This is a genomic window from Candidatus Liberibacter africanus PTSAPSY, from assembly GCF_001021085.1.
Lineage (GTDB): Bacteria > Pseudomonadota > Alphaproteobacteria > Rhizobiales > Rhizobiaceae > Liberibacter > Liberibacter africanus.
On sequence record NZ_CP004021.1, the window covers coordinates 262,945 to 281,771 of the forward strand.

Sequence of the window (18,827 nt, forward strand, 5' to 3'; positions counted from 1 at the left end):
AAAGTGCATGAAACATACAAAGTATAGAGGAGAAATAACTATTTTTAAAACCATTAATTACATATTTCTCACTCTATCAATGTATATAAAAGATTATTAACTCAGGAAGAACGCAAAACCGCATTCGTGCTTTGAAAAACATTTTCTATAATACGCTTTGTCAATTCCTGAATTTCATCATCACGCAAAGTTTCTTTCATAGGCTGTATCGAAACTTCAAGTGCAACAGATTTTTTATCTATCCCTAATGATTCACCTGAAAAAACATCAAAAACCCTAACATCAGTTATTATGTTACAATCAACTTTTTTAACTGCATCAACCAACATACTTGAAGGAACAGATCGATCTACAACAAAAGAAAAATCACGCTTTATTGGATGCAATGAAGAAAGATGAAGGATTCCTTTCGTTTTTGTACGTTTCTTCTGCGAAACAGGAATAGAATCAATATAAATCTCAAAACCACAAATAGGATTAGATAATCCAAAAAAATATAAAATTTGAGGATGAAATTCTCCAAAATATCCTAGAACTGTTTTCCCTAGTTTAATCGTCCCAGAAAGCCCTGGATGATACCATGAAGGTGCAACCGGCTCAATATGAAGAGAATCTACAGAAACAAAAGGCTCAAGGACAGCTAATGCATCTGCTTTAGCATCAAATACATCTACATTTCTACATCTTGCCCCAGATTTTTCAAACCAAAATCTTCCAAACCCTTCAATACAAGAGGATCCCTTTCTAATGCCTGCAGCCATACATTTTTGTCCTTCAGGCCTATCATTTTCATAAACATGAGACACCTCAAATATAGAAAGATCCGCAATAGAACGATCAACATTACAGTTAACGGCTTTCAATAAACCAGGGAAAAGAGAAGTACGCATATCAGACATCTCTACAGAAATTGGATTTAAAATCTCCAACTCAGAATGCCCTCCTCCAAAAAGAACTGACTGTTCTTTAGAAATAAAAGACCACGTTATTACTTCCATCATAGCACGAGAAGCAAGTACTCGCTTAGCGTAACGAATCCTATTCTGTTGCACAGACAAAGGTCTTTTATCCTCCACTTGCACGAGAGGGAGCGGTTTACTTGTAATACGGTCTACGCCATAAATGCGCAAAATTTCCTCTACTAAATCAGCTTTTTCTTCCACATCCCCACGCCATGAAGGGGCGGAAACCGTGAAAGCACCTTTTCCCTCCTCAATATAAAATCCTAATTTCTCCAAAATACGTAAACTATCTTCGACAGGAACATCTATACCTGCCAATCGCTTAACATCAGAATTCATAAATGAAATTTTATGCGGTTTATAGGTTTTATTCTTTGCAATATGAATATCAGAAGCTTTTCCACCACATAAAGAAAGTACTAAAGATACTGCATGCTTCATGATAGGAATCATATCCTGTGAATCAACCCCACGCTCAAAACGATATCGAGAATCAGTATTGATCCCTAAAGCATGTCCAGAATGCGCTATATTACGAGGATCCCATAAAGCAACCTCAAGCAAAACATCTATGGTATCATTATCACAAGAAGCATGCTTTCCACCTATAATTCCAGCAATAGATTCGACAACATCATCGGATGCAACTACTACATTATTTGAAGATAAATCATATTCTTGATCATTTAGAGCTAGGATTTTTTCACCTATACGTGCACGACGAATTGTAAGATCACCAACTATTTTAGAAGCATCAAACACATGCGAAGGATATCCTCGATCTAAAGAAATGTAGTTTGTGATATCCACGAGAGTACTGATAGAACGTAATCCAACAGCTTCTAATCGTCGACGCATCCAATCAGGAGCAACACCATTGCGCACACCTTTAATGCAACACATTGCAAATCCCTGACACAAATTCGCATCATCTAAATCTAGTCGAATTTCTAACGGAAATGATTCAGATGAAGAAAAAATGGGCGTATCTATTTCCTTGAATTTTCCTAAACCAGTAGCAGCCAAATCGAACGCAATACCACGCACACCAGTACAATCAGCTCGATTAGGAGTCAATGAAACATCAATGATCGGATCTGAAAGCCCTAAATAATCAATTAATTTGCCACCTACAGGAGCATCAATTGGCAACTCCATTATATTACTACAATTATTTGAGAGCATCAATTCTTTTTCAGAACACATCATGCCTGCACTTTTCACACCACGAATCGTGCTAACATCGATTTTCTTGTTACTTTCTGGAATACAACTTCCTGGAGGAGCCCATACTCCTAATAATCCAACACGAACATTAGGAGCACCACAAACAACTTGAATGGGATCTTGCTTGCCTACATCAATTTGAAGTATTGAAAGGTGATCTGAATCAGCATTTTGTTCTACAGATAATATTTTTACTATTGTAAAAGGAATTAAAGAAGAACGATCATCAACCTTTTCAACTTCAAGCCCAATAGAAGTCAATTTATCGCATATTTTTTCAATACTCACATCTGTATCAAGATGATCTTTTAGCCAAGATAGTGTGAATTTCAAGGAAAAAGTCTCCTATTTTAAATGAGAAAACAAGGGGGGAACATCAAGAGGAGAAAAACCATAGTGATCAACCCAACGTACATCAGCTTCAAAAAAATCACGAACATCTGACATACCGTATTTTAGCATTGCTATACGCTCAAGCCCTATTCCCCAAGCAAATCCTTGATAAACATCTGGATCAATGCCGACACCACGTAACACTCTAGGATCAACCATACCACATCCTAAAATTTCCATCCATTCCGTCCCTTGATCGAACTTTATTACATTTCCCAAACGACTGTATCGAATATCAACTTCAAAAGAAGGTTCTGTAAAAGGGAAAAAAGAAGGACGAAAACGCATCTCAAGAGAACTTACTTCAAAAAATGCTTTGCAAAAGGACTCCAAAACCCACCGAAGATTTGCAATAGTTGCAGATTGATCGACAACCAACCCCTCAATTTGATGAAACATCGGAGAATGCGTCGAATCGGAATCCCTCCGGTAGGTTTTCCCTGGAATAACCACTTTGAGTGGTAGATCACGAGATTCCATAAGCCGAATCTGAACTGGAGAAGTATGCGTACGCAACAATTTATTCTTTCCTTCTGCAGTACCGGGCATAAAAAAAGTATCGTGCATCTGTCGCGCAGGATGTTCATTTGGAAAGTTCAACGCAGTAAAATTATAGTAATCACTCTCAATATCAGACCCCTCTTCCAAGGAAAATCCCATATCCATAAAAATACAAGTTACTTCATCAATAACTTGTGTCAGCGGATGAATCCTTCCTCGGCGACATGGAGAAGAAAAAACTGGCAAAGACACATCCACAGATTGAGATGATACTTGTTCAGAAATCAACTGATCACGTATAAACTCTTTGCGAGAAGATATCTTTTCAGAAATATCAAGTTTAAACTGATTGAGAATAGCTCCTCTAGAGCGAACCTTATCTGGATCCAATCCCTTTAAATCCCTTAAAAGAGAAGATATAGAGCCATTTTTCCCCAAAGCAGCAACACGAATTGCATTAAGAGAATTCATATCAGTAACAGATGAAATAGATTCATAAAGAGAAGATCTCATCCTCTCGATATCATCTTCAAAACGATCATTTCCAGTCATATACCCCCCCAATCCAAATTATAATTAATCTAAAAAAACTAGACCTAGGGAGAAAAACTACATTGATACGAAGAGATAAATGATAAAATCTCTCAACCCTACGCTGTCTTGTGCGATAAATTAGATTCTGAAATATCAACAAATCTTTTAAAACAATCTGGCTTCGCAATGGCAATCTCAGAGAGGACTTTACGATCAAGAACTACGCCTGCTTTATTCAAACCATCAATAAACTGGGAATAATTTAAACCATATAGACGAACAGCTGCATTAATGCGCTGAATCCAAAGAGACCTAAAATCACGCTTTTTAGTTCTACGATCACGATACGCATACTGCAAAGAACGATCTACTGCTGCTTTAGCGACACGTATGGTATTCTTACGGCGCCCATAAAAACCTTTAGCGGCTTTCAAAACTTTTTTATGTTTAGCGTTAGAAACAACGCCTCTCTTAATACGAGTCATTATCTCACCCCTTCAAAAGACGGAATAGCTTATCTAAAAGAATTAAATACCATTCGGCAAATAATTCCTTATAATTTTTTTTGCATCAGCGGGTGCCAGAACCATAGCCCCACGTGCATTCCTAATAAACTTATTTGATCTCTTGATCATCCCGTGACGCTTTCCAGCAGCTTGCGCCTTAACTTTTCCAGTAGCAGTAGTGCTGAAACGCTTCTTAGAAGAAGAATGCGTTTTCATCTTAGGCATTTATCACCTCAACCTCAAAAACAAACATAAAATTTATCAACACTAAAACAAGAATCAATAAAACCATAATAATTGATTCTAAAACTACGCAAACTAGGAAAGATAGTCAAGAAAATATAGAAAAATAAAATCAGACGCATTTCGAAGACAAAATCATATTCATCTGCCTTCCTTCTAATTTAGGATCACAATCAATCCTAGACACTTCACTAACATACTCTTTTATATCCTCTAGGAGTTTATATCCTAGGTTCTGATGCATAATTTCACGCCCACGAAACTTGACGGAAATTTTTACTTTACAGCCATCCCTTAAAAATCCATCTATAGCTTTAAGCTTAACTTGAAAATCATGCGGATCAATAACGGGACGAATCTTTACTTCTTTTATCCCAGTACTTTTTTGCTTTTTACGTGCTTCCGCTGCATTTTTTTGTATAGTATATTTTAATTTTCGCAAATCAAGTATCTTGCAAATAGAAGGGGTAACCGAAGAATCAATCTCAACAAGATCCAAGTTACTCTCCCTAGCCATTCTTAAAGCCTCAGAAGAACTGATCTCATTACTTTGACCATCAGCTGTAATAAGCTTAACAACCTCAGGATTATGCAACAAAACCTCATCGTTAACACGATAATTATCTTTAGAGCCTACATCTAATTTAGATGATCTAGATATCTTGCGAATCGCCATATTATCCTTTACTAAAAAACGTCTTCAAAAATATGCAGTAACTACACATTTTAGTCAAGCATATTTAAATGTTATCAAAAGAACTTTAACCACCAATAAGAAGCAAAGATCAAAATAGTTCGTTAAGAACACCATAATATTCTTTCACAAAATTCTATCATTATCAAAAATAACTTTCAAACTTGTAAATTGAGAAAATACTTCTTTTTCTTTTGCGACAATGACAATCTCTTGCTATAGTTATAAAATGCAGAAAAAACCTACCCCCCTATCAAGAATACGCAATTTTTCTATAGTAGCCCATATTGACCATGGAAAATCAACTCTTGCCGATCGATTTATTCAATACTGTAGAGGGCTTACTGAACGCGAAATGTCATCACAAGTCCTTGACAACATGGATATAGAACGCGAACGAGGAATTACAATTAAGGCACAAACAGTTCGCCTCACTTATACGGCTGAAGATGCTCAAGATTATCAATTAAATCTCATAGATACCCCAGGACATGTGGATTTTACATATGAGGTTTCTCGCTCTCTTTCAGCATGCGAAGGATCTCTACTAGTTGTGGATGCATCTCAGGGCGTGGAGGCACAGACTCTTGCAAATGTTTACCAAGCAATTGATAATAATCATGAACTTATCACTGTTCTTAACAAAGCAGATCTTCCATCAGCGGATCCAGATCGTGTAAAAAAACAAATTGAAGAAACAATCGGAATTAGCACAGAAGATGCCTTACTTGTTTCAGCAAAAACAGGAGAAGGAATACCTTTACTTCTAGAAAAGATTGTCCAACGATTACCGCCCCCTATAAGCCCAGAAGGAGAAAATTCTCCCCTTAAAGCCCTGCTAATTGATAGTTGGTATAACAGTTATCTTGGTGTCATGGTTCTAGTGCGAATTATAAACGGGAAACTGACCAAAGGACAATCTATACGATTAATGGGAACTAATGCAAAATACCAAGTAGAACGCATTGGAATTTTAACACCTAAAATGATAGATGTAGAAGCGTTATATCCCGGAGAAATTGGAACCATCATAGCCTCAATTAAGGACGTATCACACACACGTGTTGGCGATACCATAACCGACGATAATACGCCTACTACTTCCGCCTTACCCGGATTCAAACCAATACAACCCGTAGTGTTTTGTGGAATTTTTCCTGTTGACGCTACCCAATTTGAAAATTTACGAACAGCGATCAATAAATTACGCCTTAATGACGCATCTTTTTCTTTTGAATTAGAAAATTCCACCGCCCTAGGGTTTGGTTTTAGATGCGGATTTCTCGGTCTCCTGCATCTAGAAATCATTCAAGAACGCCTCGAAAGGGAATTTGACTTAGATCTCATCGGCACTTCTCCATCTGTCGTATACCAGCTGCATATGCATAATGGTAATATGCTAGAGCTCAGCAATCCAATAGATATGCCAGATGCAACTAAAATTTCTGAATTGCGAGAGCCTTGGATTAAAGTAACCATCATAACACCAAGCGAATATCTAGGGCATATTCTTAAACTATGCCAAGAAAGACGTGGAATACAAATAAACATGAGTCACGTAAGCAATCGCACGGTGCTGACATACGAACTGCCTCTCAATGAAGTTATTTTCGATTTTTATGATCGCCTAAAATCAGTCTCAAAGGGATACGCATCTTTCGATTATCATGTAATTGATTATAGAGAAAGTGATCTAGTAAAGTTAACTATCCTAGTTAATAACGAAACAATAGATGCACTTTCCATATTAGTCCACCGTTCCATTTCTGAAAAACGTGGTCGCGCGATATGTGAAAAATTAAAAAATCTCATTCCACAACAAATGTTTCAAATAGCAATTCAGGCAGCAATCGGAGGTCGTATAATCGCGAGAGAAACTGTAAAAGCACGCCGCAAAGATGTGACAGCAAAGTGCTATGGAGGAGATATAACACGTAAACGCAAATTATTAGAAAAACAAAAAAAAGGAAAGAAACTCATGCGCCGCTTTGGAAAAGTAGATATACCACAAAATGCCTTTATTTCTATTTTGAAAACCAACAACGAATAAACCATATAGCAATATAACGCCACCAATATATCACACACCAAATAGAGCACTTTATCCTTTTTTAATGTCATAACATCCTTTTTCTACATTTTAAATGTTATTGCGTATTTGTCTTTTACTCGTTTACTCATGAAACATTTAATTCCAAAATTAGATAGACAAAGATCACGGATAGAAGAAATACAAAATACACGACATCATAAGCAAAAACAGCTAACCTCTTGATGTTCTCTGTTTTAAAAGTGGCAAAGTAATGAATAAAAAATTTATAATGATAGCCTTGAATAGGCTTAGCTATTGATGATATGAAGCAATATTATTTCTCAAGTCTATGTGGGATTTTATAGGGCCTACTATTCATTTGAAAGTATCATTAACTTTATCTATAAAATCGTATTTTAGCCTTCTATCGAATCTACAAATATATTGAAAGATCTGTGATGGATATTCTTTTTGACACGAAATTAATTAATATAAATCGCCTACGATCTTTTCGACAAAAAAACTTTTCTTCTTATTTCCTTTTAGACAGAGTAGCTAAAGAACTCGCCTTTCGACTGAATATGATCAACCAAAATTTCGAAAATGCCCTAGAATTACATGGCATAACAGGAATAGTTGGATCTACATGTATGGAAAAAAATAATATTCAGCGCATGATCCGCACCGAAATATCAGAAGAATTTTCTAATTCAAAAGATGAATTTATCACCTGTCCACTAGAGGAAATTCCATTAATTTCTAAACCCATTGACTTAATTTTATCTCCTCTAAATATACATATCATCAATGATACTTTAGCAACACTTCTAAAAATTAACCATACACTAATACCAGGAGGAGTTTTTTTAGCAGCAATTCCCGGAACAGGAACTCTCCTTGAACTTCGTAAATCATTGCTCAAGGCGGAAACAGAATTAACTGGCGGTGCTAGCCCCCGAATCATTCCATTCATGGATATTAAAAGCACAGGAGCACTCATCCAAAAAGCTGGATTCATTTCTCCCATTATAGATCAAGATACTTACACCGTATACTACAAATCAATGTTTCACCTAATGCATGATCTACGTAGAATGGGTATGTCTAATCCCCTTATCAATCGAAGCAAAATCCCTCCTCATAAATCACTTTTCAAACACGCTTCTAAAATATATACAGCAGAAAACTCTGATTCAACGGGAAACATAACCGCTAGTTTTTCTATTATTTACGTTATCGGATGGAAACCTGTTTCTAAAAAGATATAGACATAAATACACCATATCAAAAAACAATACCAAATAAACAATACACCTCTGAAAGAAAAAACTTTTTCTCATTCCAACACTAAAGAAAATCTATATCAAATAACACGTTTTAAAACTAAAGATTAAAAAATTTAACACGATGATCTTAATATCAATAATTTAAAGACCCCCATCTAAATAGGGGGTCTTATAAGGTTACTTATTCCTTACTAATAAGTCGTGTGTATTCTCCATTTAACTTAACAATCACATATAACCAAACAAACGTAAGGACCAAAAAGATAGCAGTTAAAATAGGAGAAATACTCGAAAAAGTTGCCATAGGAAATATCGTAAAGATAGAAAACTGAATTATAGCTCCACCAGACTTAGCAAGCCTTCCTCCTATAACATCTACTACTGCCTTACCCTTGATTCTAAATTCATCATCCAAAGGAATAAAGGCCATTTCCTTAGTCGCATCAAACATCGTATATTTAGTTGCCTTACTCAAAACATTCTGTAAAGCACCTAAAAAAACTGCTAATGCCAAAGGAGTTATTTTTATAATATTTTCTGTTATAGGCAAAAGACTGTTTTCACAAATAACAAACACAAAAAATCCACCTCCTGTAATCAATATCATTAAAGGAGTGAGGATAGCGGAAGTAAACCATCTAAATCTTTTTAAAATATTACTCCCTAGAATCATAAACATAATAGTCACAACACCAGTCCATTGTACAAACTGACCCATGAAATACGCATAATCACCCTGTGCTGGATATAATTGTCGAATTTTTGCTTTCCAAGGACCTTCAACCAAATTGATGGTAGTTCCATAGCAAATTACTAGCAAAATGATATAACCCAAGTACTTAGACTGCAACGCCATCTTTATACTGTCAAATACTGATAACTTTAATTTTTGCTTGAGAGCGCCCTTTTTAGGAGAATATTGATTCGGATCCGTTAAAACATATACATTCATCCATCTGTATATGGCCATCAGCAAAACACTAGAAAATATTAACGTAAGCATCGAATAAGAAATCATTTCATCATTCGAAAGACTGGAAAACTTTACTATAATACTACCAGCAAGTATCAAACCTATATTACCAACTAATCCAAAAGTCGCATAAAAACGGCTTGCCTCTTCTGTCTTGGTAATTCTATTTGCAAATTGCCAAAACATAAGATTAATCATCACAGCACCCCAAAGCTCTGCAAAAACATAAAACAGAGCAAAAGACCACTTGCCAACTAAATAAATAAACCATTTACAATAAGGCAATGAATCTGCTAACGCACGCACCGATTCTGCAGAAGGATGGATAAAATCACGATACGGATAGAGAATAAAAGCAAAAACTGCGAAAAAAGAAACGAAGAAACAAGTAACTACATAAAAAAGTTTCTCACCATCTAAAATATTAGATAACTTCATATACACAACAGTAAAAAGAATCGCGGAAGGAAGAACACACCATAACTTCACGAAACTTATTACTTCTGCCCCCATATTCGGAATAATCAAAGTATCTTTCAAAGGCCTCAAAGTACTAAAATTAAATAATACAAGAAACATCATAAGGGTCATAGGGATAAATTTCTTCGCCTCTGACATCTTCACGGCACAAAAAATCTGCCATATTTTCAACAAAAAATTACATGTCTTCTGATTGCATACCACGATAAAAATCTTTCAAAAGAGGTTAAAGCCTAATACTCACGACAATTGTTTTTGAATCAAATACTTTCATCAAGTTTGACTTAAAAAAAAAGTATTTATACATATAATATCAAACCAACTGAACACAAGTATTACTTATCGTATTAATAATACTTTTTCCACATTTGATACAATAACAAGGATTTAATTCCAATTTTAAAACGACAGTATCTTATGCATCTCAAGAGAAAAAATAAAATTTTTCATTTTATAATACAATTAATCACGGTTATCTCAATATATTGCAAAAGAGAATATTCCCACCATAAAATCTCTTGTCAATAAGAACAAAAATAGGCAACAACACAGACCCAATGTTCTAATAATACTATACTAAAGGAAAAAGATGAGCAGCCATAAGACACATATATAATCTTATTCATCTTAATAATGTAGATTATTCCACTAAAATCAGAATGAAAAATCACATGTTATAGAAAATAATCTTTATATACTTTGTAATCATTGTAAAAATGATTCCCATCCACGTAATCAACAACGCGACTTGAAAAAGAAATGGAAAAATAAACTACTACTATACCAAATAAAAACCAAACGTTACCGCTGCTCCATTTTATACCTAATGAAACAATTTTATCTCTAAAAGTTATATGATCAATACTATGTTCCATAATCATTTTCTCCCCTATTCTGGATTTTAAATTATTTAGTCCAAGAAAAGATATATTTTATTAAGGTTAAATACTTCCTAATAAATAGAAAACATTCTTCCCATTAATCTAAATGCCGTCTATGTAAAGAATAGTTGCGCAATAAAGAAATAAGGGGCTGGTCTGCTGGCAGTATAGAATAATTTTGCAAATCCTTAAGAGTTACCCATTGTATTTTCTGTCCTTCACAAGATTGTGGAATTCCCTCAAAATAATGACAAACAAAAAAAGGCATTAAAAGATGAAATTTCTCGTATGGATGACTGATAAAAGTCAGGGGAATCAATGAACATGGATTAACAACAATGGCCAATTCCTCAAACAATTCTCGTACTATCGCCTCTTCTGGCGTTTCTCCAGCTTCGATCTTTCCTCCCGGAAACTCCCAAAAACCCCCATGCGATCTATTCTCAGGACGATGAGAAAGTAAAACTTTTCCATTTGATTCAAAAACTGCGCACGCAGTTACCAATAATATTTTTTTTACATCCATAAAAATTCCATTTTTCATAACGACATGATAAATTGTTGCAGAGAACTAACAACACAAGCATTTGGAAACTCCAACAACAAAAGAAACACTTCCTTTGCATAATAAAACTTGCCGAAAAATTCCCGTAAAAATCCACACGATATCAAGAAATATTAACTTTGAATGCTGCTATTAAAATGCACATATTCTTGGCTAAAATCACACGTCCAAGCAGTATGGACTCCATTTCCAATCTGAAGATCAACTGCAATCGACACACATTCCCCTTGCATGATCGAATGAACTTTTTCCTGAGAAAAACCAATCTCTGGTTCACCATTATGCGCAATTCTTACATCTCCAAACCAAATAGATAATCTATCACGGTCTACTAATTCGCCAGATTTTCCAACAGCCATAACTATACGCCCCCACCATCCAATAGACCCGCCAGCAAAAGCGGTTTTAATTAAAGGAGAATTAGCAATAGAGAGAGCTATTTTCTTAGCAGATGCAGAGTTTTCAGCCCCCTTAACGGCGATTTCAAGAAGCTTTGACGCCCCCTCTCCATCGCATACTACTTGCAGAGCTAAATCCTTTAACAGATCAAAAAGGGCATGACGAAAAACAGACAAACGCTTGTCGTTTACGTCCGTAATAGACAAAATATTACTAGGGATAGTGCCTGTGGAAAACAATAAAAGAGTGTCAGAAGTTGAGGTGTCACTATCTACGGTAATGGAATTAAAGCTATGCTCCACCCCTTCAGATAAAAGATTTTGTAATACAAGAGGAGAAATATCAATATCTGTTACAACAAATGCAAGAGTAGTAGCCATGTCAGGAGCAATCATCCCCGCTCCTTTCGCCATACCATTGATTGTGACTTGAACTCCATCTATATCCACGGTACGAACTGCAGTTTTAGGATATTTATCTGTAGTCATCATCGCTTTAGCAGAATCAAGCCAAGAATCATCATTAGCATCGTTCAACATTTTACTAAAAACACCGTCGAAAACAGCAGATTCCAAGAATTCACCTATCGTACCAGTAGAAGCAACATAAACCTCATTTTCCTCGCAAGATATAAGGCGAGATACGGACTGAGCGACATAACGCACAGTATCCCGCCCTCTTTTACCTGTAAATGCATTAGCAATCCCAGAATTCACTACTAATGCCCTCGCAACACCATGAGATAAATTTTCTCGACAGAAATCCACTGGCGCTGATGAACAACGTGAACGAGTAAAAACGCCAGCCACAGATGCCGGCTTATCAAATACCATCAAAAAAACATCATCCCGTCCAATATATTTTATGCCTAAAGCGGCAGTAGATAACCTTACTCCTTTTATTGGTGAAAGAATCGGAATAACACGAGATCGCGACATAAAAGGAGAACAAGTAGTAGGAGACATCACATCGATCCAATCTAAATTTATCAAGAAATTACATTCGTTTTGATTTATAAAAATATCTAAACATTGATATGTTATTATCAATTGATAAATCAAAGGAACATTTATATTCATATTTACAGGTAAAGTATAGCTATACAAAAAAATTACAGCATCTGGATCCGTTGACATCAAACAAAAGATGATTGTATCTAAGTGTTACAGACCAAAACATTTACGCGTAATATATCGAAGACTTCCGAGTAACAACAATATATTAATACGGAATATTCTTTGAAGAGGAAAACATTTTTATGCTCAGTCATCTAGCAAAGATGGCAAGTAAGTTATTCACTCCTTCGAATGAACGAAGCTTGCGATCCTATTATGCAAAGGTTGTTGCAATAAACAACCTTGAAAAAGACATTGTCCAGCTATCCGATGATGCCCTTTCAAACAAAACATTAGAATTCAAAAAACGCATCAGTCATGGAGAAACGCTAGACGATCTATTAATCCCCGCATTTGCCGTGGTACGTGAGGTTGCTCGTCGAACTCTCAATATGCGTCCCTTTGATGTGCAAATATTAGGAGGGATGATACTTCACAAGGGTTGCGTGGCAGAAATGAAAACAGGTGAAGGTAAAACTTTAGCTGCTGCCCTTCCTACTTATTTAAACGCATTATCTGGCAAAGGCGTGCACGTCGTCACTGTTAATGATTATCTTGCTCGTAGAGATTCCAAGACAATGTCCCCTATCTATGAGTTTCTTGGTCTTTCAACAGGCGTTGTTGTCCACGATCTCCCTGACAACGAACGCCGATCCGCTTATGCCTGCGACATAACCTATATCACCAATAACGAACTTGGCTTTGATTACTTACGTGATAATATGCAATATACACGCGCAGACATGGTGCAACGTGGTCACAATTTTGCTATAATTGATGAAGTAGATTCCATTCTCATTGATGAGGCACGCACCCCTCTCATTATATCAGGACCAGTAGAAGATCAGTCTGATCTATATAAAACTATTGATTCAATCATCACCCGTCTACATCCTTCTGATTACGAAATTGACGAAAAACAACGAACCGTAACCTTTTCTGAGAAAGGAACTGAAAAAATAGAAGGGTTATTACATAGCTCAGACCTTCTAAAATCAGGAGGACTTTACGATTTTGAAAATGTAGCAATCGTTCATCTCATCAACAACGCACTTAAATCACATACTCTTTTCCTCCGAGACAGAGATTACATAGTCAAAAACGACGAAGTTGTCATCATTGATGAGTTCACTGGACGTATGACGCCAGGAAGAAGATATTCTGACGGACAACATCAGGCTCTAGAAGCGAAGGAGCACGTTACCATACACCCTGAGAATCAAACTCTCTCCTCTATTACATTTCAAAACTATTTTTTAAAATATAACAAATTATCTGGGATGACTGGAACAGCATCTACCGAGGCCGAAGAGCTCGCCAGTATTTATAATTTAGATGTTATCGAGATTCCTACCAATGCTCCAGTAATTCGTATTGATGAACATGATGAAATATATCGAACCTCCGAAGAGAAATATGACGCCATCATTGAGGAAATTATAAATGCACATCAAAAAGGACAGCCAGTTCTTGTAGGAACATCTTCAATCGAAAAATCAGAATTTCTAGCAGACCAACTTCGCAAGCATAAATTTAAAAATTTTCAAATTCTTAACGCCCTCTATCACGAACAAGAAGCCTATATTATTTCTCAAGCTGGAATCCCTAGCACTGTCACTATTGCCACTAATATGGCCGGCAGAGGAACCGATATCCAGCTCGGAGGAAATGCTGCTATGCGCATTGAACACGAGTTGTCCGATATTACCGACGAGAAAATACGGAGTAAGAGTATAAAGACAATCCATGCGGAAGTCCAATCTCTCAAAGAAAAAGCTATTGCTGCAGGCGGTCTTTATGTAATATCCGCAGAACGCCATGAAAGTAGACGCATAGACAATCAGCTACGCGGACGATCAGGCCGTCAGGGTGACCCTGGGAGAACGAAATTCTATTTATCTCTTCAAGATGATTTGATGCGTATATTTGGATCAAATCGCATGGACAAATTTTTACAAAAAGTAGGTTTGCAAAAGGGAGAGGCCATTATTCATCCATGGATTAATAAGGCAATTGAACGTGCTCAACAAAAAGTTGAAGCGCGTAATTTTGAAACAAGAAAAAATCTACTTAAATATGATGATGTCCTTAACGAGCAACGTAAAATAATTTTTGAACAACGTCTTGAAGTAATAGATGCAAAAAATATCTTAGAAATTATTTTTGATATGCGTCACGATACATTACACAATGTCATCGAACAATGCATTCCACAGAACTCATATCCAGAAAAATGGAATATTGAGAAATTAGACGCCGAAATTTATGAAATACTTGGAATCCATTTGCCTATATTAGAATGGCGCAATGAAAATGACATGGATCATAATGAAATGTCCAAAAGGATCATCGAAAAATCCGACAACATAGCCAAAGAACTAGAAAATTCTTTCGGGACAGAAAAGATGGAGGCCATAGGACGCCATATCCTCCTCTATACTTTGGACTCTTGTTGGCGCGAACATATAACAAGATTAGAGCATTCACGATCTATCATAGGATTTCGTGGTTATGCACAGCGAGATCCATTACAAGAATACAAATCAGAAGCATTTGATTGTTTCGACATGCTACTGATTAATTTACGAAGAGATGTAATTTCTCAAATCATGCGCATTAATCCGGATAACATTATCGATGAATCGGAGGATAACCCACCTATTTCTAAATACAATATAGCAAATGATCCTGATAGTCATATTGCACACACAATAAATGAAAAAGATGTATCCAACGTATCAGAAAAAAGAAAAATTAAACGCAATGATCCGTGCCCTTGTGGAAATGGGAAAAAATACAAACATTGCCATGGATCATATACTTAAAAAAAGGGATAATCAGTAAAAAAATATTATCACTTCATTACTATAAAATGATGATTTTAATAGAACCTTTGTTATGCAAAATAAAACCGTTTTTGTTGTTGGAGGCGCCGGATACATCGGCGCTCATACTTGTCGCCTCCTATATGAAAGAGGATTTCTGCCCGTCGTATTAGACAATTTATCAAGCGGACATGCTGAATTTGTTTTATGGGGTCCATTGGAAAAAGTAGACATCTGTAATCATGAAAGTCTTCGCAAAGTTTTTGCAAAGTACAAGCCAGCATCCGTAATGCACTTCGCAGGATTGACTAGCGTCAGTGAATCTGTGAGAAATCCTGCATTGTTTTATAATATTAATGTTATTGGTAGTTTAAATCTCATCGAAACCGCGATAGAAGCGAATGTTCAAAGATTTATATTTTCTTCTACTTGCGCAACATATGGCATACCTCAAAGCGCAATAATTACAGAAAATCACCCGCAAAAAGCAACCACCCCTTATGGATATACGAAATACGTAGTAGAAAGAGAGCTACTAAAGCATAATAAAGTTAATGGCATGCGATCTATTATACTGAGATATTTCAATGCAGCTGGCGCAACATTTGATAGCATAATTGGAGAATGGCATAATCCTGAAACTCACATTATTCCATTAGCAATTAAAACGGCCATGGGTTATCAGAAGTTTTTCGAAATTTTTGGACAAGATTATGAAACAGTTGATGGAACTTGTTTGCGTGATTACGTTCATGTCCTTGATTTAGCTAACGCACATATCATGTCGTTAGAATACTTATTAAATAGAGGCGAGAATATGGCCCTAAACCTTGGAACTGGAACAGGAAGCACAGTCAAAGAGATTATATCTACCATTCAATCAATGTATAAATGTACGCTTCCTATTTCTTACAAACCAAGACGCATAGGAGATTCCCCTTCTCTCATATCCAACAATCAAAAGGCGAAAAAAATTTTAGGGTGGAATCCACAATACAAACTACATGATATTATAAAATCTGCTTGGAACTGGCATCTCAAATATCCTCAATCACTGACAAATCAGCATGAATAAAACAAATCGTCGCGGTCTTCCTGTTCGCGGGCAGCGCACTCATACAAACTCTCGCACTAGAAAGAAGTCAGGTAAGGGCGGAGTATCTAGAAAAGAGATAGTCTTCGTGGTTTAATTTTTTTAAGTTTTAAGGAGTTTAATAAGTACTATTACCAAGTTCAAATGTTTTTCAATATCTTCAATCTTGAGATGAAAATAGGCGAAAAAATTTTAGGGTAGAATCCACAATACAAACTACATGATATTATAAAATCTGCTTGGAACTGGCACCTCAAATATCCTCAATCACCGATAAATCAGCATTAATAAACAAATCGTCGCGGTCTTCCTGTTCGCGGGCAGCGCACTCATACAACCGCTCGTACTAGAAAGAAGTCAGGTAAGGGCGGAGTCTCTAGAAAAGAGATAGTCTTCGTGGTTTAATTTTTTGAAGTTTTAAGGAGTTTAACAAGTACTATTACCAAGTTAAAATGTTTTCAATATCTTCAATCTTGAGATAAAAAATAGGCGAAAAAAATTTTAGGGTGTAATCCACAATACAAACTACATGATATTATAAAATCTGCTTGGAACTGGCATCTCAAATATCCTCAATCACTGACAAATCAGCATGAATAAAACAAATCGTCGCGGTCTTCCTGTTCGCGGGCATCGCACTCATACAAACGCTCGTACTAGAAAGCACTCATACAAATGCTCGCACTAGAAAGAAGTCAGGTAAGGGTGGAGTCTCTAGAAAAGAGATAGTCTTCGTGGTTTAATTTTTTTAAGTTTTAAGGAGTTTAATAAGTACTATTACCAAGTTCAAATGTTTTTCAATATCTTCAATCTTGAGATGAAAATATTTGAGCTCATTTATTCTTCAACTATGCCGTGAGTAATGAATATTTATTCATGATCACTTATCGAAAAAAAACATAATAATCACTTTTCAGTTCAATCCTTTTGTTTCATGAATATTAACTCACAATTATCAAAATAAACTATAGAAATAACTTAATCGAATACAATCTTAATATCTCCATACATTGAGTATCATAAAGCTTGATAGCCTCTTGATTTTTGAAATAAATGCATGTACCGTCTTTGTCTTGAATGAGTGTTTTGGTTGCGTCCACTAATATTTTTTTTGCAAAAAGCCAGAAATATTTTAGGATAAACCAGATTATTCGTTGATATATCAGATCTATATGATGAATTAAAGAAACATAGGAATAAAAACGCTAAAAAAGGCAATTAAGTATGAATCTCTACGAGCATGTTTTCCTCTTGCGACAAGATATCCCAAGTCAACAGATTAAGGATACAATCGGACGGTATCAATCCTTGGTTAAGGAAAATGGTGGCGAGGTTCGTTTGGTAAACGAATGGGGAATGCGAACCATTGCATATCACATCAAAAAACATCGTAAGGCCTATTACGTTTTAATGAATATTGCCTCTCCTCCTGCTACTATCCATGAACTGGAACGAAAGATGCGTATTGATGAAAATGTTTTACGCTATCTTACTGTTACAGTTGCTTCTCATGAAGATTCACCCACTTTAACAATGCACAGAAATGATCGCGACGATCGAAATGAGCGATTTTCCAAAGATCGCAACGCTGATCGTAAGCAAAATGTTCCCGAAGAAAAATCTTTATCATAGGAGTTATTAAACGTGGCTGAAGTTGCACCTGTCCCTTTATTACGCAGACATATGAGTAATCGCCGCAAATCTTGTCCTTTTTCTGGCAAAGATGCGCCCCGTATTGATTATAAAGATGTTCGCCTTTTAAACCGTTTTTTATCTCAACGTGGAAAAATAATTCCCTCTCGTATTTCTTCTGTTTCTCATAAAAAGCAACGCGAACTGGCTAAAGCAATCAAGATAGCACGGTATCTTGGATTAATTGCTTATGTAAATCTCTAGATTTTGCATATATTGGGTGTCAGTATGCTTTTTCATTAGAGCTAGTCCATATGTTTTTGTGTATTTTAGAAAGCATTATTTTTTATTTTTTATCTGTATTTCAGCAGTTTTTATATACTATTCCGCAACAAAGTATAAGACTTAATGCTTGCTGATACATCGTAATTTGTGATAATAATCTAGTGACTGTCACGCAGAACATATTTTATACGTAAAAACTTT

General features: G+C 35.9%; 15 protein-coding genes and 1 pseudogene. 8 read left to right on the top strand and 8 right to left on the bottom strand.

Annotation, left to right across the window (positions count from 1 at the left end):
• Positions 1-101: 101 nt before the first annotated feature.
• From pheT to infC, 5 genes are all read right to left on the bottom strand, one after another.
• A complete protein-coding gene (pheT, locus tag G293_RS01210; RefSeq protein ID WP_047263949.1) occupies positions 102-2,522 on the bottom strand; it encodes a phenylalanine--tRNA ligase subunit beta in 2,421 nt (806 codons plus the stop codon).
• Between the two features lie 12 nt (positions 2,523-2,534).
• A complete protein-coding gene (pheS, locus tag G293_RS01215) occupies positions 2,535-3,635 on the bottom strand; it encodes a phenylalanine--tRNA ligase subunit alpha (protein ID WP_047263950.1) in 1,101 nt (366 codons plus the stop codon).
• Positions 3,636-3,733: 98 nt separating this feature from the next.
• Positions 3,734-4,102, bottom strand: a complete 369-nt coding sequence (gene rplT / locus G293_RS01220) for a 50S ribosomal protein L20 (RefSeq protein ID WP_047263951.1) — start codon at positions 4,100-4,102, stop codon at positions 3,734-3,736.
• Between the two features lie 42 nt (positions 4,103-4,144).
• The gene (gene rpmI, locus G293_RS01225) at positions 4,145-4,348 is read right to left on the bottom strand and encodes a 50S ribosomal protein L35 (RefSeq protein ID WP_047263952.1); all 204 of its coding nucleotides are present in this window, start codon (positions 4,346-4,348) and stop codon (positions 4,145-4,147) included.
• Between the two features lie 130 nt (positions 4,349-4,478).
• Entirely contained in the window at positions 4,479-5,042 is a 564-nt protein-coding gene (gene infC / locus G293_RS01230) for a translation initiation factor IF-3 (RefSeq protein ID WP_047263953.1), read from the bottom strand.
• Between the two features lie 247 nt (positions 5,043-5,289).
• Between infC and lepA the strand changes: the two genes are divergently transcribed.
• A complete protein-coding gene (gene lepA / locus G293_RS01235; RefSeq protein ID WP_047263954.1) occupies positions 5,290-7,110 on the top strand; it encodes a translation elongation factor 4 in 1,821 nt (606 codons plus the stop codon).
• A 440-nt stretch (positions 7,111-7,550) separates the two neighbouring features.
• Positions 7,551-8,360 (top strand): methyltransferase domain-containing protein, encoded by an 810-nt coding sequence (locus G293_RS01240; protein WP_047263955.1) that lies wholly within the window; start codon positions 7,551-7,553, stop codon positions 8,358-8,360.
• A 199-nt stretch (positions 8,361-8,559) separates the two neighbouring features.
• On the opposite strand, the gene G293_RS01245 is transcribed toward G293_RS01240, so the two are convergent.
• The 3 genes from G293_RS01245 to argJ all read right to left on the bottom strand — a co-directional run bounded on the left by G293_RS01245 (position 8,560) and on the right by argJ (position 12,641).
• A complete protein-coding gene (locus tag G293_RS01245) occupies positions 8,560-10,035 on the bottom strand; it encodes an Npt1/Npt2 family nucleotide transporter (RefSeq protein ID WP_047263956.1) in 1,476 nt (491 codons plus the stop codon).
• Positions 10,036-10,809: 774 nt separating this feature from the next.
• The gene (gene mutT, locus G293_RS01255; RefSeq protein WP_083965937.1) at positions 10,810-11,238 is read right to left on the bottom strand and encodes an 8-oxo-dGTP diphosphatase MutT; all 429 of its coding nucleotides are present in this window, start codon (positions 11,236-11,238) and stop codon (positions 10,810-10,812) included.
• A 152-nt stretch (positions 11,239-11,390) separates the two neighbouring features.
• Positions 11,391-12,641: a bifunctional glutamate N-acetyltransferase/amino-acid acetyltransferase ArgJ gene (gene argJ / locus G293_RS01260; RefSeq protein WP_047264659.1), complete on the bottom strand. Its 1,251-nt coding sequence runs from the start codon at positions 12,639-12,641 to the stop codon at positions 11,391-11,393.
• A 293-nt stretch (positions 12,642-12,934) separates the two neighbouring features.
• Between argJ and secA the strand changes: the two are divergent.
• The 6 genes and pseudogenes from secA to rpsR all read left to right on the top strand — a co-directional run.
• Positions 12,935-15,389, top strand: a pseudogene (gene secA, locus G293_RS01265) (preprotein translocase subunit SecA); the annotation flags it as partial.
• An 11-nt stretch (positions 15,390-15,400) separates the two neighbouring features.
• Complete coding sequence (locus tag G293_RS06055; RefSeq protein WP_425283410.1) at positions 15,401-15,616, top strand: SEC-C metal-binding domain-containing protein; 216 nt, start codon at positions 15,401-15,403, stop codon at positions 15,614-15,616.
• Between the two features lie 73 nt (positions 15,617-15,689).
• Positions 15,690-16,691: a UDP-glucose 4-epimerase GalE gene (gene galE / locus G293_RS01270; protein WP_047263959.1), complete on the top strand. Its 1,002-nt coding sequence runs from the start codon at positions 15,690-15,692 to the stop codon at positions 16,689-16,691.
• A complete protein-coding gene (locus G293_RS06005; protein ID WP_280136109.1) occupies positions 16,684-16,806 on the top strand; it encodes a hypothetical protein in 123 nt (40 codons plus the stop codon). The genes galE and G293_RS06005 overlap by 8 nt, the downstream gene beginning before the upstream one ends.
• 1,127 nt (positions 16,807-17,933) lie before the next feature.
• A complete protein-coding gene (gene rpsF, locus G293_RS01275; protein ID WP_047263960.1) occupies positions 17,934-18,341 on the top strand; it encodes a 30S ribosomal protein S6 in 408 nt (135 codons plus the stop codon).
• 51 nt (positions 18,342-18,392) lie between these two features.
• Positions 18,393-18,605 carry a 30S ribosomal protein S18 gene (gene rpsR, locus G293_RS01280; RefSeq protein WP_404990506.1) on the top strand — a complete coding sequence of 71 codons (213 nt, stop codon included), beginning with the start codon at positions 18,393-18,395 and terminating at the stop codon, positions 18,603-18,605.
• Positions 18,606-18,827: the final 222 nt, after the last annotated feature.

Excerpts from the sequence above, each read along its gene's own strand:
- rplT (WP_047263951.1), bottom strand. The coding sequence starts at position 4,102 with ATGACTCGTATTAAGAGAGGCGTTGTTTCTAACGCTAAACATAAAAAA.
- pheS (WP_047263950.1), bottom strand. The coding sequence starts at position 3,635 with ATGACTGGAAATGATCGTTTTGAAGATGATATCGAGAGGATGAGATCT.
- G293_RS06055 (WP_425283410.1), top strand. The coding sequence starts at position 15,401 with ATGCGCATTAATCCGGATAACATTATCGATGAATCGGAGGATAACCCA.
- infC (WP_047263953.1), bottom strand. The coding sequence starts at position 5,042 with ATGGCGATTCGCAAGATATCTAGATCATCTAAATTAGATGTAGGCTCT.
- lepA (WP_047263954.1), top strand. The coding sequence starts at position 5,290 with ATGCAGAAAAAACCTACCCCCCTATCAAGAATACGCAATTTTTCTATA.
- G293_RS06005 (WP_280136109.1), top strand. The coding sequence starts at position 16,684 with ATGAATAAAACAAATCGTCGCGGTCTTCCTGTTCGCGGGCAGCGCACT.
- rpmI (WP_047263952.1), bottom strand. The coding sequence starts at position 4,348 with ATGCCTAAGATGAAAACGCATTCTTCTTCTAAGAAGCGTTTCAGCACT.
- rpsR (WP_404990506.1), top strand. The coding sequence starts at position 18,393 with ATGAGTAATCGCCGCAAATCTTGTCCTTTTTCTGGCAAAGATGCGCCC.
- galE (WP_047263959.1), top strand. The coding sequence starts at position 15,690 with ATGCAAAATAAAACCGTTTTTGTTGTTGGAGGCGCCGGATACATCGGC.
- rpsF (WP_047263960.1), top strand. The coding sequence starts at position 17,934 with ATGAATCTCTACGAGCATGTTTTCCTCTTGCGACAAGATATCCCAAGT.
- mutT (WP_083965937.1), bottom strand. The coding sequence starts at position 11,238 with ATGGATGTAAAAAAAATATTATTGGTAACTGCGTGCGCAGTTTTTGAA.
- G293_RS01240 (WP_047263955.1), top strand. The coding sequence starts at position 7,551 with ATGGATATTCTTTTTGACACGAAATTAATTAATATAAATCGCCTACGA.
- argJ (WP_047264659.1), bottom strand. The coding sequence starts at position 12,641 with ATGTCTCCTACTACTTGTTCTCCTTTTATGTCGCGATCTCGTGTTATT.